Below are 15936 nucleotides of genomic sequence, written 5' to 3'. Positions count from 1 at the left end.
TTTATTTCTCCTTCCAGTCATTCACAAGCTTTAAAATTTTGTCTATTTGACTATCTGTCTCTTTTTCCCCTTCTGTAATTATATCTGGAATATTAGTAAAGGCCATGGAACTATATTCGGAAACATCCGGTTGCAATAATATATCTGCATCCATCACTGTTTTTTTTACGATTTCATCCTGCATAATATCAATACTTTGAATAATGACATCATATATTGATTGTATTTCCGCATTAGGCTTATAATGCGCACAATCTACTGCAATAATAATGTCAGCCCCCATATCACGCACTGTAGAGACAGGAACTCGATCGATTACACCACCATCAATTAACAATTGACTTTGAATAGTTTTTGGCACAAATATTCCTGGGATGGAAATGCTCGCCCTTACAGCATCAGCAGCATCCCCTTCTTTAAAAATAACCTTTTTACCCGTTTTTAATTCTGTTGCAATTATGGCGACAGGGATGATGAAATCTTCTAGTTTCTTGCCATATGTAAACAAACGAACATATTCAGTAATTCTGTTTCCTTGGACAAGTCCCATTTTTGGGACACCAACATCAAAAAAATATTTTCTTTTAAAAACCTTTGCAAGTTGATACAAATGATCTATCTTTTGACCAGCTCCATATAATGCCCCAATCAATGCACCCATACTACTTCCTGCTATATAGTCAATCGGTATATTGTTTTTTTCCAAAACTTTTATTACGCCTAAATGGGAAAATCCTCTAGCCCCACCAGAACCAAGCGCTAGACCTACTGTTGGCCTCCCCATTACCATACCCCTTCCAACTCTTTTTTAACATATTTATGCATAACAAAAACATTCATGAGCGTATAGTGGTATAGTAGCATGCTTGTACGATGGAAAAAGGGGGTTTTTCCTAAACAACATTTTACTATCTAAACATCTATTCGTACAGATAATCTCAATATACCTTAATTTCCCCTCGAAACGGAGAATGTTTGGGATTAACATACACCATTAAGAACTAAACATTATTTTTTCATAACAATCACGAGGGCAGGAGGATCTGCTAGATGAATGGAAAATTTAAATCTTTACTGCTTGCATCAGGCGTTATATTTCTAGGTGTAGCATTAATTCAGTTTCCAAAAGATGCGTTAGAAGCATCCCTACGGGGACTAGATTTATGGTGGGAAATTGTTTTTCCCTCCCTTTTACCATTTTTTATTACGTCTGAGCTATTAATTGCTTTTGGCGTTGTTAAATTCTTTGGTATTTTATGTGAACCATTTATGAGACCTTTATTTAATGTTCCAGGAGCTGGTGGATTTGTTTGGGCGATGGGAATGGCTAGTGGTTATCCTTCTGGAGCTAAATTGACTGCAAGATTAAGACAAGAGAGGCAAATTTCCAAAATTGAGGCAGAAAGACTTGTATCCTTTACTAATGCCTCAAATCCACTATTTATTATTGGGGCCATTTCGGTAGGATTTTTTCATGATCCGAAGTTAGGTATACTTCTTGCTGCTTGTCATTATGTTGGGAATTTTTTTGTAGGAATTTGTATGAGATTTTACGGGAAAAACGAATTTAATTCCAAAACGAAAAGACCTAGGTTTTCGATTCGGAGAGCCTTTCATGTTTTACACATTACGAGAATTAGTGATCAACGTCCTTTTGGAAAGATATTTGGGGATGCAGTAGTTAATTCCATTCAAACGTTAATGATGATTGGCGGATTTATTATTATCTTTTCTGTTATGAATAAGTTATTATTTCTCGTTAACATTACACCCTTTATCGCGAATATCTTTCACTTTATTTTTGCAATATTAGGGCTTCCCAATGAATTAGCTCTTCCTTTCATATCAGGATTATTTGAAATTACACTAGGAGCTCAAATGACCGCCCAAACAGACCAAGCCACTTTACTGCAGCAGGTTATTTTAGTTTCTTTTGTACTCGGCTTTAATGGCTTTTCCGTTCAAGCACAAGTCGCAAGTATTTTAGCAGAAACAGATATTCGTTTTGCTCCTTACTTTTTTGCCCGTTTATTACATGGAGTATTTGCTAGTGTATTAGCGATTATCTTATTCAAGCCACTATATATTGATCAAAATACGGTTCAAACAGGGGATCTACCTGTTAGCGGAGAACCAAAAGGTATATCTATTTGGAGTGAAATATTGGAATTTTTCCAGCACTTCGGACCAATTTTTACTATGCTTTGTATCTTAATCGGGATTATCACCTTATATAAACGTCGTATGACAACATAATGGAAATAGAAAAAGAGCTGACCAAAAGTGATAAAATAACTTTTGCGACAGCTCTTTTTCTTTCATCAAAGCGTGAAGTGTTTGGAGAAGAAGTCAATACGCCTTTACTAACATATACTTTTCGGAGGGTAAAGGGTGTTATATTCGTTTGTTTGTTATTTTGCAAACTTCTTTTTTAATGCTTCCTCTACAACTGATGGAACAAGGTCCGTAACACTGGCATGGTATTTTGCTACTTCTTTTACAATACTAGAACTTAAGAAAGAGTACTCATTTTTTGTCATGACAAAAAATGTTTCAATATCCTCGTTTAGCTTTCTGTTCATTGATGTAATTTGCATTTCATATTCAAAATCACTCACAGCACGTAGACCTCTTACAATGGCTGTTGCATTTTGCTCCTTCGCATAATCCATTAATAACCCAGAACAAGCATCAATCGTTACATTGTCCAAGTGATCCGTAACTTGATTAAGCAATGAAATACGTTCCTCCAAGGTAAATAAAGGCGTTTTAGACTGGTTTATAAATAAAGCTACAGTAACATGATCAAACACCTTAGCGGCTCGTTCTATGATATCTAAATGGCCATATGTAACAGGATCAAAACTACCAGGACAAATTACTTTATTTGTCATATAAATACCTCCAACTTTATAAATAGCGATAAATACTCACTGCAATAGCACTTCCGTATGTTTCTTTCTTAAATTGCTCTAATTTGTCAATTTTTTCTGGTAATGCTTCTTCTGCAGTATGCTCACAAACTAATATACTGCCTTGCTTAACTAAATTCCCTTGTATTAAGGTCTCAAACAATTGCTCAAATGAAATTTTTCCGTATGGCGGATCTAAGAACACAAGATCAAAAACAAGTTCTCTTTTTGACGCAGCTTTTAATGCCCGAAAAGCTTCTGTCCGATAAACTTCTGTTCTCTCTTCTTCCTTTACCGCTTTAATATTTTCATAAATAGTTTGAATAGAACGAGGATGTTTATCGACAAAGATGACTTTGTCAACGCCACGGCTTAACGCCTCAATACCTAGCCCACCGCTTCCAGCAAATAAGTCTAGGCTTAGTCCCCCATCAAAATATGGCCCTATAACTTGAAAGATTGCTTCCTTCACTTTATCCGTCGTAGGTCTAGCATTTTTTCCAGGAACAGCTTTTAATGGATGTCCTTTATATTTCCCTGAAATAACACGCATTAGCATTTCACTCCAATAAGTATTCTCGAACTTATCCTATCACAATTAAAGATAAAAAATATAGTTATCCAACGAGCGAAAAATCCCAACAAAAAAATAAACAAACATGAATAAGAAATCTAACCTATGGTCACAATGATAGATGAGGACGAAGTAATTCGTTCTAAACGGAGAAGACTTACGTTTCCCCATAAGTTCTTCCTCCGGTTTCTCCTCTCCCTTTTTTGATCTCTTTGTATAGTCAAAGAGAGCCTGCGGAAAGTATTCTGCAGGCATTTTTTTTAGTCATTATATATACATATCTCTATTTCAGCTCGTTGGTGAATAGGCTATTTATTGATCCAATCGTATAGAACGATTATCTTCCTGAACATCTATTTTGAAAATCTGCTTAATTCCATCTTTATGAAGGTAAATCTCATCATTATTATTTATTAACCAATCGTCCATAAACCCATATTGCTCTTCGTTATATATATACGTATTTTCATTTAAGTATAAACGGTAAGTATTCGTACCATTTCTTATAATAAATTCTGTTTTATCTTCTAGCACATACAACTCCATGTCCCCAATCAAAACAATTCCTGCTATAGGAAAATAAAGTTGCTGTTTAAGTATAATAGGGTACCATTTCTTCTCGACTTTACTTTCATTCCAAAAAACTGTCCGTGTATCCAATAAATAAAAAGGAACTATATTTTCATTGTTGTGATTAAGTGAAAAAAAAGCGACCTCTTGTTCAAAAATTTCTGTAAGCGAGTCATCTATTATTTTTGCCAAACTTTTTTCTTCTAAAAACGTCATTTCATACAGTAGTAACTCCCAATCTACTTTTTTTCTATCAAGTGCATTTGCTAAGGAAGCAGTTAGTTTTTGTTCTCTTTCTGTATTGACCTGCTGATTATACAAAGTACTTGCAATAACATTTAAGATCCATTGTTCGTCTTCTGAAACACGCATTTTTTGTTTTATAAAACTTTCTAATAAAGCAGCCTCTAGGGAATAATCACTTACATTAGGTAAACTGATGTAATGCTCCGATATGTTTACTGGTAAAGCTTTATCAATCAAGATGAAAGCAGAAGCATTATACCCCTTAGGTAAACGATTTATTACTTGATTTTTATCCAAGGGTGTTTTTGCAAGCCACTTTATTTGCTCATATTCGTATACATATTGATAATCTATAGGGACTCGAAACAATGTAGGAGATTGTATTAGACTAGGTATTTTCCATTCAAAAAATGTTATTAATTCCTTTTGAACAGGGGTATTATCCTTCGTCCTACTCATCACCCATTTATACTCAGAATCAACAGGCGCTGTTAGGGAGACAGTTGTTGACAATGGAATTTTTTCCTTTTTCATAAATATAGCAGCTTGCCAATCGGACAAAAGAAAAATATCCTTTTGCTCTATTGGAACATGATAAGAAATCATTACTGGTCCATCATACGTACCAGTCAATTGGTTATCTTCTATTGAGCAAGCCTCTTTATTATCTCTTACACTACATGTTAATTCAGAAAAATTTTCTGGGAGTTTAAGCTCATAGCTTACTTCTTCTAACTCCTCAAATATATTTGTTATAACAAGTTTGTTGTTCTTTTCAATTATTTCGACGTGCACAACAACCTCTTTTTTTTCAGAAGGTAAGGATGATTGAGCCTCCCGAATAGTCCATTGATACGTTAATAGTAGGATACAAATAAAAAGCAAGAAAACACTCCAAAACCATACTCTTCTCATTGATTATCGCTCCGATGTGTATAAGTTAGTGATATTTTATACTATCAATATTTATATGTATAGTTGTTAATAGTACAAGAAGATACTATATCCTTCTTCATATGTTTACAAAAAGGGTATACTGTTGCAACTGTGCAGGGCTTCTTTAAAACATTTCCTTTTTCAAGACTACTTTCGACAATCTTATAATCGTGCTACAGTAAGGATGGATGATTATTTTCTTAAGAGGTGAAAAAATGATTCAAAAATTTATTCCATTAGGTGAAGGGTATGCAGATTTTTACGAACTACTTACCCTAGGAAAAACAATGTCAAATCGAGTAAAGCATTTTATTGCTTTTCATTCAACTAAAAAGGATGAGTCAAAAACATCTATAGCTATTGTTATGAACCCGACAGATCCTGGCAAGTTTCAACCCATCTATATTTGTTTAGAAGGTATTCCTTCTCCATCTGTAAAAGCAAGTAAGCGATATGAAATGTTTGAGAAGCTTGCTGAAGAACAACATAAAAAAGTGATTTCGATTCAAGTTCAACCTTCGTCACATTTTGGGGAACGAGAACTTTATTTCCAATACTTGATTGCGATACTTCGTACAAATCATTATATTGCTCCTTTACAGTAAAATTGTGAAGAAAGAAAAAAAGCCATTGCTATCAGAGCAATGACTTTTTACATTCCGAACCTAATATCATATTCTTTCGCCTTATCTATCGAAGCCTTTTCATATTCCGTTTTAATGAATGGTTTAAAGGAAGGCTCCACTTTTGTGACAAAAGGTAATTCTTCAATTGTTTTCATATAATCTTCTATTTCATCTTGATTTACGTATATGAGGATATATTTCTGCTTTTTGGATGCATAAATCATATGACCATATTTACGCAACTTACGGACATTTTTCATATTACGTAACCATATGACCAGCCCTTGCCTTTTTGTCAGCATATTTTTTCTCCATTCATTTTTTATACTAAGTTTAGCAAATATCTAAACATTCAGCAATTTATTTACGTATGAATAATGACGAAAAACGTCTTCTTTCTTATCGAAGGAAGACGTTTTTTATACAAAATAAACTCTATTAAGATGCTCTACAACCACAAGAACCGCCACTTCCACAACCACAGCCCTTGTCTGTAAATGCGGCACCGTCTCTCGGGACCTTAATGGAAGGGCTAACTGTTTCAGCAAGTAAGCCACTTACGTCATCTAAAAGAGCCTGAAGTTCTGTTTCCGCTCGCTTATAAGCGGCAACTGTTTCATGAACATCCATTTCTCTTTTCACTGTTCTTACTTCCTTCATAATCGTACTATAATCAGGATGGTAACGGCCAAAACGTTGAACGTCTTCATACTGATCTTTTATTTTAAGAAAAGCAGCTATACGATCTTGAGCTTCTTTATCCTCAAGGAGTCGCTTTTTAGCACTTTCAAAATTTTTCATTGTTTCTGATTGAAGAATCATTTTACCAATGTTCTCTGCCTCATCCAATAATTCAACAATTTCTATAGTGGCAAGCATGCTGTCACCTCCTTCTCTATCATACCAAATTCTGATAGAGAAGGGAAATGGTTAAACTATGCATTATTCTGTCGGTTCATTCATCGCACTAGACATCGATAAAAGCATCTGTATTAAACTCATACTCTCCTGTATTCGTCCGACTCTTTGTGAAAACGTCTTACCATAAAATATTTTAGACGCTTTTTCCAATGTAGCCACCTGTTCTGGATTACGTGTCAATAACCGGTACCAACTTGGGTTCATTCGAACGAAATGTAACAAATCTGGTCTTTGTAATAAATATTTATGGACATGTGCTTGCATGCTAAACCCCTCCTAATCCTTTCCAAAATGGAATGGATTTGGCCTGTTTTGTTGACTTACATTAGGGTTTTGATTTTGGTTTTGCTGTTTATTTTGTTGGAATTGTGTCATCATCGATTGAACATTGGTAATAACACCATTTAGTTGGTTCATTTGTTCTTGCAGTTTATCCATGTCCATATTATTAAACATGGAAGATAGTTTTTTCAGTAATTCTTGGTTACTTGCTTTAGATTCGGACTTTTTCTTTTCTTTTTCTGATTCAGATTTAAACTGCTTCCAGTATTCATCCTCTTCTCCATATAAAACCCATTTTTCAAAGTAAGGTTGCCAACCTTCTTTGTTTTTTCTTACCTGTTTAATTAGTTTTGGATGCTTTTCAACAAATGCTTTGAATTTGGATACTTTCGGATGAAGATTCCCCATTTTCCTCACCTCACCTATACACACTTTACTACCATACTTTATGTAAGGTGAGCCCAAAACGTTCTTCTATTTGTAAAAAAGTTTACTGTGCTTGCACAAAGTTTTGTGTATAGTAATCCCGATAAACACCTACGCCTAAATGCGTATAATCTCTATTTAACAATGCTTTGCGATGCCCTTCACTATTTAACCATCCTTCTACAGCTGCTGGTGCATCTGGATATTGAGCTGCAATATTTTCTCCTGCTGAACGATAAGCTATATCATATTTTGCCAACCTCTCCTTTAAGCCGTCCCCGTTTAAAGAAAAGTGAGAAAAATACTGATTAATAGACATATCTTTACTGTGAGAAAATGCAACTTGTGACACTTGATTTTCCCATTGTAAATGGCTTAAATCAAATCGCTGACGAATGATGTTTGAAATAGCTAGAATTTGCCTTTCTCTACCATTCTGTACCTTTTCCCACTGCTGTTCGTCCAGATCCTCCACCTTTGGTAAATCACCTCTATACTTCACTGCATATGGTTTTATTCGGAGTAATGCATCACTGGTTAGCAAACGTACGGATGATAATTCATTTGTAAACGTATCAAAATAAAACTGGATAAAGTAATCGTCTGACAAACTCACTAAAGGATTTATTTTTAAATCCCCTTCCTTTAACAGAAACTGATAGCTACCATCAGTTGTTTCAAATTGTACTTCCTCCTCGAAAGGAAAGTGTTCCATTACTTTTTCATACTGATCCCCTATCGTAACAGGACTCATCGGTATACTATCGCCAGTAGCAAAAACAGATACCGATTGCCCATTTTCCATTGCTATCTGTATGTACTGATCTTCAATTTTCTCATAAATCCACCAATCGTAACCATAAGGCGAGGGATCTTTACGATTTGGTTGACCGAGTTTGTCTATAATCTTCTGTTCAGACGAAGCAAACAATTCAAATAAATCTCCAGAAAATACATTGGAAGGTAACTTCTCTTGTTGTTCCACTTTTATTTCATCTTTGATTAATTCTTCTTCTTTAACACTTGGTTCTTTCAAATTGTGAATGAAATCATTTAATAACGCTTCCTCTTCCATAAAAATATAAAAGACGAATAACAGTACCGCAATAATCCCCAATCGTTTCATATTAACTCCGTCTCCCTTAAATCAATATATTTTCATTTTATAATAAAAAATGAAAAATATGAAAACCGCCACGATGGGCGGTTTTTTTTAATGCATAGCACGTGAATTTTCATTTGGTACAGAAATATCTTCTAAAGCCTCTCCTGCTGCTTGATCAGATTGTTTATCCAATGCAAGATCACCTAGTGATATAATTCCAGTTAATTTTCCATTTTCAACTACTGGAAGTCTACGAATTTGCTTATCAGACATCATTTTACTTGCTTCTTGTAAATCTGTATCTGGTGTAACAGAGTAAAGATCTTCGCTCATGCATTCAGAAACAGATGTTGAACCAGGTTTTTTGTTTGCATAACCTCTCAGAACAAGATCGCGGTCGGTTACAATGCCTAACAAATTTTTATTCTCATCCACTATTGGAATTGCCCCTACATCTAATTGCTTCATTTTCAATGCTGCCTCATAAATGTTATCATTTGTTGAACAGCATTCTACACCAGTTGTCATAATATCACGGACCAATTTCATGAAATCGTTCCCTCCTGTTTTATGAATTAACAGAGAATGATAATCGTCAACCACTCCCTCTTATTTATTGTGTCCATTTTGTAACATAATTTTCGTAAAATAAGGGGATTTATACAGAAAGAATTGATTCTTGTTTGATTTCATACTATTATGGTTTTAGATTATTTTTGAGAAAAATATTGTGAGGTGGAATAAATGAAATTTGAAGAAACAGGAATTGAGGGAGCAATTGTAGACCTTAAACCTTTAGATCATCTTATGTCCAATGCTGGTCTAGTACGAGCATCTGCATGGGATTATGAGCGTGTTACATATGATTTTAAAATGGAAACACCTATGAAAAATGAAACGTACTACCTTCGTGTTCAAGGCTATGCTATTGAAGGTGACGTGGACAAAAGAGATGCGGTTATTAAATTGTTAACGCCTCTTTTAGGGAAACATTACTACCCACACGGTATTGAGTATGGTGATGGTGAAGATTTTCCGGAAAATATCGTGGAAAAGTCAAATCAAATTCTTAATCGCGTAAAAGAACAATTAGAAGTTTATAAAAACGAACAAAAGTAAAACATAGACTGTTGAATAATTTTTATTCAACAGTCTTTTTATTTTCTTAACTGTTTTTTAATGTTCAAACAGTCAGGGTTATGCTATATTTTTACTAAGGGATTTTTTGAAAGGAGTTACATAATTCTTGTTAAATAAAATAACGAAACGCCATTGGACAATATTATTTTATATCATATTATTATTACTCGTCTTTTTCTTCATATTACCTGTATCTGTACCTTTAATCCTTGCCATTTTAACTTCTATGATGTTAAATCCTATTGTGCGATTTGTGCGATTTAGACTCCGAATCAATCGGAAAATTAGCGTCATTATTGTTTTCATTAGCTTTCTCATTGTATTTAGTACGATTGGTACATACGTAACAACAAAGGCCGTAGCCCAACTCATAAAAATTTCCGAAAATGCACCTGATTACATAAATGATATGACAGAACTAATTAATGACTTAGAAGCTAATATGAATACATTTACTCAAGATATGCCACATAATTTTGTTACGGAAGTAAGGTCAACACTAGAAGGGAATTTGGAGGGAATAAAAACTTCCATTTCTAACAACGTTACGATTGAAAACATTGCGAGTTTCGCAGCCAAAATCCCAGAGTTTTTAGTCAGTTTCCTTGTTTACATTATTGCCTTATTCATGTTCATGCTTGAATTACCAAGGTTAAAGCATAAAATGTATGATCTAATGACAGAAGAAACTGCTGAAAAAGTAAAGTTCATGAATGCAAGATTTGCTTATGTTATATTAGGGTTTTTAAAGGCTCAATTTCTAGTTAGTATTATTATTTTTATTGTGAGTTTAATCGGTTTACTATATATAGCTCCTGAAGTGGCCATCATTATGTCCATTATTATATGGTTAATTGATTTTATCCCAATCATTGGCTCTATTGTCATATTAGGCCCTTGGGCTCTCTACATGTTTTTAGCCGGTGATATTGTGATGGGAACAGAGCTTGCTATACTGGCCATTATTCTTTTAGGTATAAGGCGTACAGTAGAACCAAAAGTGATGGGTCGACATATGGGCTTGTCTCCATTAGTGACATTAATAGCTATGTACTTAGGTTTAAAATTAATAGGAATCCTAGGCTTTATTCTCGGTCCTCTTCTTGTCATTGCATATAATTCTGCAAAAGAAGCAGGGATAATAAAATGGAACTTAAAAATTTAATGAAAAATCGTTCCATATGAAAAAATGACCAACAATTTAATGTTGGTCATTTTCTTTATATTTTTAGTAGCTCATAGGAAATGCTATAGCCATCATTTGCTATCCTTACAAAACGGTTTTTTTCCAAAACCATTTGTGAGCCTCTGTTTTTCATTTCACATTCCGCAAGGATTCCTTTAACACCCGTTTGAGAAAAGGCCCAGTCACACAGTACCCCTAGGGACTCACTAGCGTACCCCTTTTTGCGTTCTGCAGGAGTTATATAGTAACCAACCTCCAAATAGCCATTCGCGCCAGGAACGCCTCTAAATCCAATATCGCCTATAACCTTTTTTTCATTTGTATAGACTATCCATGGACCATAGCCTTTTACATGATTATTTTTCAGTAATTGTTCTACATAAATCGGTAGATATGCTCTTAGTCCATCATGTGGCCAATCTTTATTTAACGAAAGCCCACTAATTGATTCAAAGTCATTCGGGCTAATCATTAACAAATTGGCTTCTGTTCTTGTTATAGGGTGAAAAAATAATCTATCCGAACAAATGATCATCGTTACTATCCAACATGATTAAAATCCGAAGATCGCTTTTATTAAACTTGTGGTTGTCCCACCATCAAATAATACGTAAAGCAATAAATAAACAACTACTCCCGTAATAGCAGTGAAAAACCAAATGATACTTGTGATAGGACCAATCTTACGGTGTTTCTTAATATTACGTTTAAAGGCCAAATATAAGGTCGTTAAGCCAAAAACTGCTCCTGTTGTTGCTAAGATGATATGAAAAACTAGAAATATTGTGTAGTAAATTTTTATATCCTCAGGACCACCAAAGGCTGTATTTCCCATAAAAATTGTTCTAGAAGAATAAATAATGAAGAAAATAAGAGCAGCAATAGCTCCAGAAATCATCACTTTTTTATGTGCTTCTTTTTTGTTTTTAGCAATTAAAACCCAGCCAATAGCAACTAATATTGCACTTAACACGATAAAAAAAGTACTAATTGTAGGTAAAATAGGTACCATACTCGTCCATTCCTCCAGCAACATATTTAAATCAAAATTTAAGATTGATTTGGTATAGGGTCTACTCCCCGATTTTCGCTTCTAAACCATTTAAAGAACACACTTCCTAAAATAATACCATAAATAACCTCTTGTAGAACTTTCATAAGTATTCCTCCTGCTTGTTGATCATGCAATAAGGAAATATTAGAAAACAACTCAGGGCCACTTAAAGTGATCCCTTGTAAAACATCGAGCGGGACACACAGACTTAATGCATTCGACCACGCCTGTACATCTGAATACGTGCTATAAAGTGGGATACTTGAAAACATAATAAGCCCACAAGCAGGCGTAATTAATACACCGTTACCAAAGATATATAAAATTTTGTATAATGGCTTCATAATTTGTTGTTCTTTAATTGGTGTTAATAAAGGCCACCACATACAAAAAGCTGCAAATAGAAGCACAACAGAAATGACTGAATGAGATATTTCATGTGACTTAGAATAATCTAATATGTCAGGCAGATGGTAGATAGAAAATAAAAAGTTAAATAGAAAAATTGCTATTAACGGTTTCGTTAATAAATTTAAAACGTGACGTAAACCTTTTGTATTAAAAACCTTTTTCCAAATCCACACCGGTATCCCACGAATAATTAGTATAGGGAAAACTAGATAATAAAAAGCCATTTGAATCATATGTGCCATAAACATGATATGGGATAATAAATCAACAGGAGAACCTTTCACTATATAGAGTAAAGCTAAACCTGCATAGAAAGAAATCCGTTGTTTAACAGATGGGATATCCTCTTCATTGCCACCAAATTTATGACGCAATGGACCAGTGACGAGATAATACAATACTGCAAGAGCCAATATAAATAGAAAGAAATATGGACTCCATAGTGCTCTAAAACCAAAAATTTGTATTTTTGCCCACATATTATGTCACTCCATTTTAAACTGAATATACATCATTCCTATTATAACTGATTTTAATAGGAGATTCTAAATTTGTCCTCTTTATTCATAGAAATGTCACAAATACGACAATAAACTAACTAACTTAATAAAACATGCAAAAACGAGCTACTAAGAGCTCGTTTTTGCTTAAATTATTTAATATAAAGTTATTTGTAAGCTTATTAAACCCAAGTTATCGTAGTTAAAGCTAGGATAGTCAAAATGGCAGCAAAGATTCCGGAATAAATCATTAGCGCTGGAAACTCATGCCCTTTATGACTCATATGCATAAAGTAATAGAACTGGAATCCTACTTGAACTGCTGCCAGAACTAATAGAACTGGGAAAACGAATAGTTTATCAAACTCACCTATTACCAGACCAAATGCAATAATTGTGAAAACAATCATTAAAGCAAAAGTGATAACCTGATGTTTCATTTCCTCTTTTTTCTTCGCTTTATAATATTGGTCTGCATGATTGGAATTGGTGTCTTTTGCCATTTATTAACCCACCTTCCCCATCAAATAAACTACAGTAAAGATGAATACCCACACAACATCAATGAAGTGCCAGTAAAGACTAGCAACATAAAACTTAGGTGCATTGTATAGGTTTAAACCTCTTCTTGCATTACGTATCATAAGTGTAATAATCCAAAGTAAACCAAATGCTACGTGCGCTCCGTGAAAGCCAACTAAAGTATAGAAGGCTGATCCAAAAGCTGAAGACGTAAACGTATGGTGATAGTGATGAACGTAATGATAAAACTCATAAATCTCTAGGCCTAAGAATGCTGCACCTAATAAAACAGTAATGCCTAACCAAACCATCATTTTCTTGAAATCATGGTTTTTCATATGATACATAGCATAAACACTAGTTAATGAACTTGTTAGTAAAAGCATAGTCATAATGAATACTAGCTCTAAACCAAACAATTCTTGACTTGGTGTTGTATGCTCAGCAGCACCAAACGAATTTTTTAATGCTAAATACGTACCGAATAAGCTAGCAAATAGGACTGTTTCACCACCAAGGAAAAACCAAAATCCTAAAAATTTATTTTTACCTTCAAGGGTAGCTTTTTCGGGTTCATGCGGAAGGTTTTCAGAGCTTAATACATCTTCATGTGTACTCATTCCCCAGCCCCCTCTTTTTCAAGATCTTCTTTATGAATATGATACCCTAAATCGTCTTTTACAGAACGGATTAACATACTACCTAATGTAATTGCCAAACCAACTCCTATAGCAACATATGCAGGGAACCCAGCATCTACACGATACATAAATCCAAATGCTGCAATGAATAGGCCTAATGATATTGTAAATGGTAAGAACGAATTATTTGGCATATGAATATCATCTAATGGCTCTGCAGGAATCATTTTGCCATTTCCTTGTGTTTTTTCAACCCATAAAGGATCTAAACCACGCACAAGTGGTAGCTGTTTAAAGTTATAGAATGGTGTTGGGTTAGGTAATGACCATTCCAACGTACGTCCATCCCATGGATCAGCAGGAGATTTTTTCCCTTTAACCGTTGTTATTATGACGTTATATAACAATATAAAGGTAGCTATCGCCATTAAAAAGGCACCTACTGTACTAATTAAGTTTCCTGTTTCTAATCCTTGACCTTCTAAGAATTTCCAGTATCTACGAGGCATACCCATTAGACCCAAGAAGTGTTGAATAAAGAAAGTCAAATGGAAACCAGTAAAGAATAACCAGAATGTCCATTTACCTAATTTTTCATTTAACATTTTGCCAAACATTAATGGCCACCAATATGTTAGACCACCAAGTATACCAAATACTACCCCACCTACGATAACGTAGTGGAAATGGGCAACTACGAAATAAGAATCATGGTACTGATAGTCAGCCGCAGCTGATGCTAGCATTACCCCAGTAATACCACCTAGTGTAAAGGTTGGAATAAAGCTGACCGCGTACAGCATCGCAGTAGTCATACGAATACTACCGCCCCACATCGTTAATAGCCAGTTAAATATTTTTATACCAGTTGGTACTGCAATCGCCATTGTTGCAATCGCAAAAATAGAGTTTGCAATTGGCCCCATACCTACTGTAAACATATGGTGAGCCCATACCATAAATCCTAAGAATGCAATTAACACTGTTGCAAATACCATGGATGAATATCCAAATAAACGCTTCTTAGAAAAAGTTGAAAACACTTCACTAAATACCCCAAACGCTGGAAGTATTAAGATATATACTTCAGGGTGTCCGAATATCCAGAATAAATGCTCCCAAATAATTTCATTTCCACCCATATCAGGAACAAAGAAGTTTGCTCCGAATAAACGGTCAAATGTAAGCAAGAATAATCCAACTGTTAAGGCTGGAAAAGCAAATAAAATAAGTATACTTGCAACAAATGTAGACCACGTGAATAGTGGCATACGCATGTATGTCATACCAGGTGCACGCATCGTAATAATAGTAACGATAAAGTTAATACCACCCATCAACGTACCAAAACCTGATATTTGTAGACCTAAGGCATAAAAATCCACCCCATGGCCTGGTGAAATAACAGAAAGTGGTGCATAAGCAGTCCATCCTGCATCTGGTGCTCCTCCTAAAAACCATGAACAGTTAAGAAGCAAACCACCAAATAAAAATAACCAAAAACCTAAAGCGTTGATAAATGGGAACGCAACATCACGAGCACCAATTTGTAATGGCATGATGGCGTTCATAAGCGCAAACAATAATGGCATTGCTGCTAAGAAAATCATTGTTGTTCCATGCATCGTGAACAATTCATTATAAAATTGAGCACCAATCAATTCACTATCTGGTGCCATCAATTGTAAACGGATAAGCATTGCTTCTAGACCACCGAGTAAGAAAAAGAAACCACCGGCAACTAAGTACAGAATAGCAATTTTCTTATGGTCTACTGTAGTTAAGTAATCCCAAACTACAGCTCCAAAGCTACGCTTTCCTACAGTAGCTGTACTCACACCTATTAACCTCCCTTAAGACATCATTACCTAAACAATTTATTTA

General features: G+C 34.7%; 20 protein-coding genes. 4 read left to right on the top strand and 16 right to left on the bottom strand.

Annotated elements, in window-relative coordinates; genetic code table 11:
- Position 1: 1 nt before the first annotated feature.
- Positions 2-784 (bottom strand): patatin-like phospholipase family protein, encoded by a 783-nt coding sequence (locus HNQ94_RS17235; protein WP_174497483.1) that lies wholly within the window; start codon positions 782-784, stop codon positions 2-4.
- 266 nt (positions 785-1050) lie between these two features.
- Here HNQ94_RS17235 and spoVV point away from each other — a divergent pair, with 266 nt between their 5' ends.
- Positions 1051-2256 (top strand): dipicolinic acid transporter SpoVV, encoded by a 1206-nt coding sequence (spoVV, locus tag HNQ94_RS17230; protein WP_174497482.1) that lies wholly within the window; start codon positions 1051-1053, stop codon positions 2254-2256.
- Positions 2257-2411: 155 nt separating this feature from the next.
- Here the strand turns inward: spoVV and coaD are convergent, their stop codons facing one another.
- The 3 genes from coaD to HNQ94_RS17215 form a co-directional block, all read right to left on the bottom strand.
- A complete protein-coding gene (gene coaD / locus HNQ94_RS17225) occupies positions 2412-2894 on the bottom strand; it encodes a pantetheine-phosphate adenylyltransferase (protein WP_174497481.1) in 483 nt (160 codons plus the stop codon).
- A 16-nt stretch (positions 2895-2910) separates the two neighbouring features.
- Complete coding sequence (rsmD, locus tag HNQ94_RS17220; RefSeq protein WP_174497480.1) at positions 2911-3465, bottom strand: 16S rRNA (guanine(966)-N(2))-methyltransferase RsmD; 555 nt, start codon at positions 3463-3465, stop codon at positions 2911-2913.
- Between the two features lie 333 nt (positions 3466-3798).
- Positions 3799-5217 (bottom strand): hypothetical protein, encoded by a 1419-nt coding sequence (locus HNQ94_RS17215; RefSeq protein ID WP_174497479.1) that lies wholly within the window; start codon positions 5215-5217, stop codon positions 3799-3801.
- Between the two features lie 236 nt (positions 5218-5453).
- Between HNQ94_RS17215 and HNQ94_RS17210 the strand changes: the two genes are divergently transcribed.
- Positions 5454-5843 carry a DUF7147 family protein gene (locus HNQ94_RS17210; protein WP_174497478.1) on the top strand — a complete coding sequence of 130 codons (390 nt, stop codon included), beginning with the start codon at positions 5454-5456 and terminating at the stop codon, positions 5841-5843.
- A gap of 47 nt (positions 5844-5890) precedes the next feature.
- On the opposite strand, the gene HNQ94_RS17205 is transcribed toward HNQ94_RS17210, so the two are convergent.
- From HNQ94_RS17205 to HNQ94_RS17180, 6 genes are all read right to left on the bottom strand, one after another.
- A complete protein-coding gene (locus tag HNQ94_RS17205) occupies positions 5891-6166 on the bottom strand; it encodes a YlbG family protein (protein ID WP_174497477.1) in 276 nt (91 codons plus the stop codon).
- Positions 6167-6302: 136 nt separating this feature from the next.
- Positions 6303-6743, bottom strand: a complete 441-nt coding sequence (locus tag HNQ94_RS17200; RefSeq protein ID WP_174497476.1) for a YlbF/YmcA family competence regulator — start codon at positions 6741-6743, stop codon at positions 6303-6305.
- Positions 6744-6806: 63 nt separating this feature from the next.
- Entirely contained in the window at positions 6807-7049 is a 243-nt protein-coding gene (locus HNQ94_RS17195) for a YlbE-like family protein (protein ID WP_174497475.1), read from the bottom strand.
- A 12-nt stretch (positions 7050-7061) separates the two neighbouring features.
- Positions 7062-7475 (bottom strand): spore coat protein YlbD, encoded by a 414-nt coding sequence (gene ylbD, locus HNQ94_RS17190; RefSeq protein WP_174497474.1) that lies wholly within the window; start codon positions 7473-7475, stop codon positions 7062-7064.
- An 82-nt stretch (positions 7476-7557) separates the two neighbouring features.
- Positions 7558-8619, bottom strand: coding sequence for a CAP domain-containing protein (locus HNQ94_RS17185; protein ID WP_174497473.1), 1062 nt, complete (start codon positions 8617-8619; stop codon positions 7558-7560).
- An 87-nt stretch (positions 8620-8706) separates the two neighbouring features.
- A complete protein-coding gene (locus HNQ94_RS17180) occupies positions 8707-9147 on the bottom strand; it encodes a CBS domain-containing protein (protein ID WP_174497472.1) in 441 nt (146 codons plus the stop codon).
- Between the two features lie 195 nt (positions 9148-9342).
- Here HNQ94_RS17180 and HNQ94_RS17175 point away from each other — a divergent pair, with 195 nt between their 5' ends.
- Both HNQ94_RS17175 and ytvI read left to right on the top strand, forming a co-directional pair.
- Entirely contained in the window at positions 9343-9717 is a 375-nt protein-coding gene (locus HNQ94_RS17175) for a YugN family protein (RefSeq protein WP_174497471.1), read from the top strand.
- A gap of 127 nt (positions 9718-9844) precedes the next feature.
- Complete coding sequence (gene ytvI / locus HNQ94_RS17170) at positions 9845-10903, top strand: sporulation integral membrane protein YtvI (protein ID WP_174497470.1); 1059 nt, start codon at positions 9845-9847, stop codon at positions 10901-10903.
- Positions 10904-10958: 55 nt separating this feature from the next.
- Here the strand turns inward: ytvI and HNQ94_RS17165 are convergent, their stop codons facing one another.
- From HNQ94_RS17165 to ctaD, 6 genes are all read right to left on the bottom strand, one after another.
- Positions 10959-11459: a GNAT family N-acetyltransferase gene (locus tag HNQ94_RS17165; RefSeq protein WP_174497469.1), complete on the bottom strand. Its 501-nt coding sequence runs from the start codon at positions 11457-11459 to the stop codon at positions 10959-10961.
- Positions 11460-11477: 18 nt separating this feature from the next.
- The gene (locus HNQ94_RS17160; protein WP_174497468.1) at positions 11478-11936 is read right to left on the bottom strand and encodes a DUF420 domain-containing protein; all 459 of its coding nucleotides are present in this window, start codon (positions 11934-11936) and stop codon (positions 11478-11480) included.
- 38 nt (positions 11937-11974) lie between these two features.
- On the bottom strand, positions 11975-12868 hold the full coding sequence (ctaG, locus tag HNQ94_RS17155) for a cytochrome c oxidase assembly factor CtaG (protein WP_174497467.1): 894 nt from the start codon (positions 12866-12868) through the stop codon (positions 11975-11977).
- Positions 12869-13071: 203 nt separating this feature from the next.
- Positions 13072-13392, bottom strand: a complete 321-nt coding sequence (gene ctaF / locus HNQ94_RS17150; protein ID WP_174497466.1) for a cytochrome c oxidase subunit IVB — start codon at positions 13390-13392, stop codon at positions 13072-13074.
- A gap of 3 nt (positions 13393-13395) precedes the next feature.
- Positions 13396-14031, bottom strand: a complete 636-nt coding sequence (locus HNQ94_RS17145) for a cytochrome (ubi)quinol oxidase subunit III (RefSeq protein ID WP_174497465.1) — start codon at positions 14029-14031, stop codon at positions 13396-13398.
- The gene (gene ctaD, locus HNQ94_RS17140; protein WP_174497464.1) at positions 14028-15890 is read right to left on the bottom strand and encodes a cytochrome c oxidase subunit I; all 1863 of its coding nucleotides are present in this window, start codon (positions 15888-15890) and stop codon (positions 14028-14030) included. The genes HNQ94_RS17145 and ctaD overlap by 4 nt, the downstream gene beginning before the upstream one ends.
- Between the last annotated feature and the right edge of the window lie 46 nt (positions 15891-15936).

The organism is Salirhabdus euzebyi (assembly GCF_014207435.1).
GTDB classification, from domain to species: Bacteria; Bacillota; Bacilli; order Bacillales; family Alkalibacillaceae; genus Salirhabdus; species Salirhabdus euzebyi.
The sequence above is the reverse complement of the archived record's forward strand: the minus strand, read 5'-3'. Positions and strand labels throughout refer to the sequence as shown.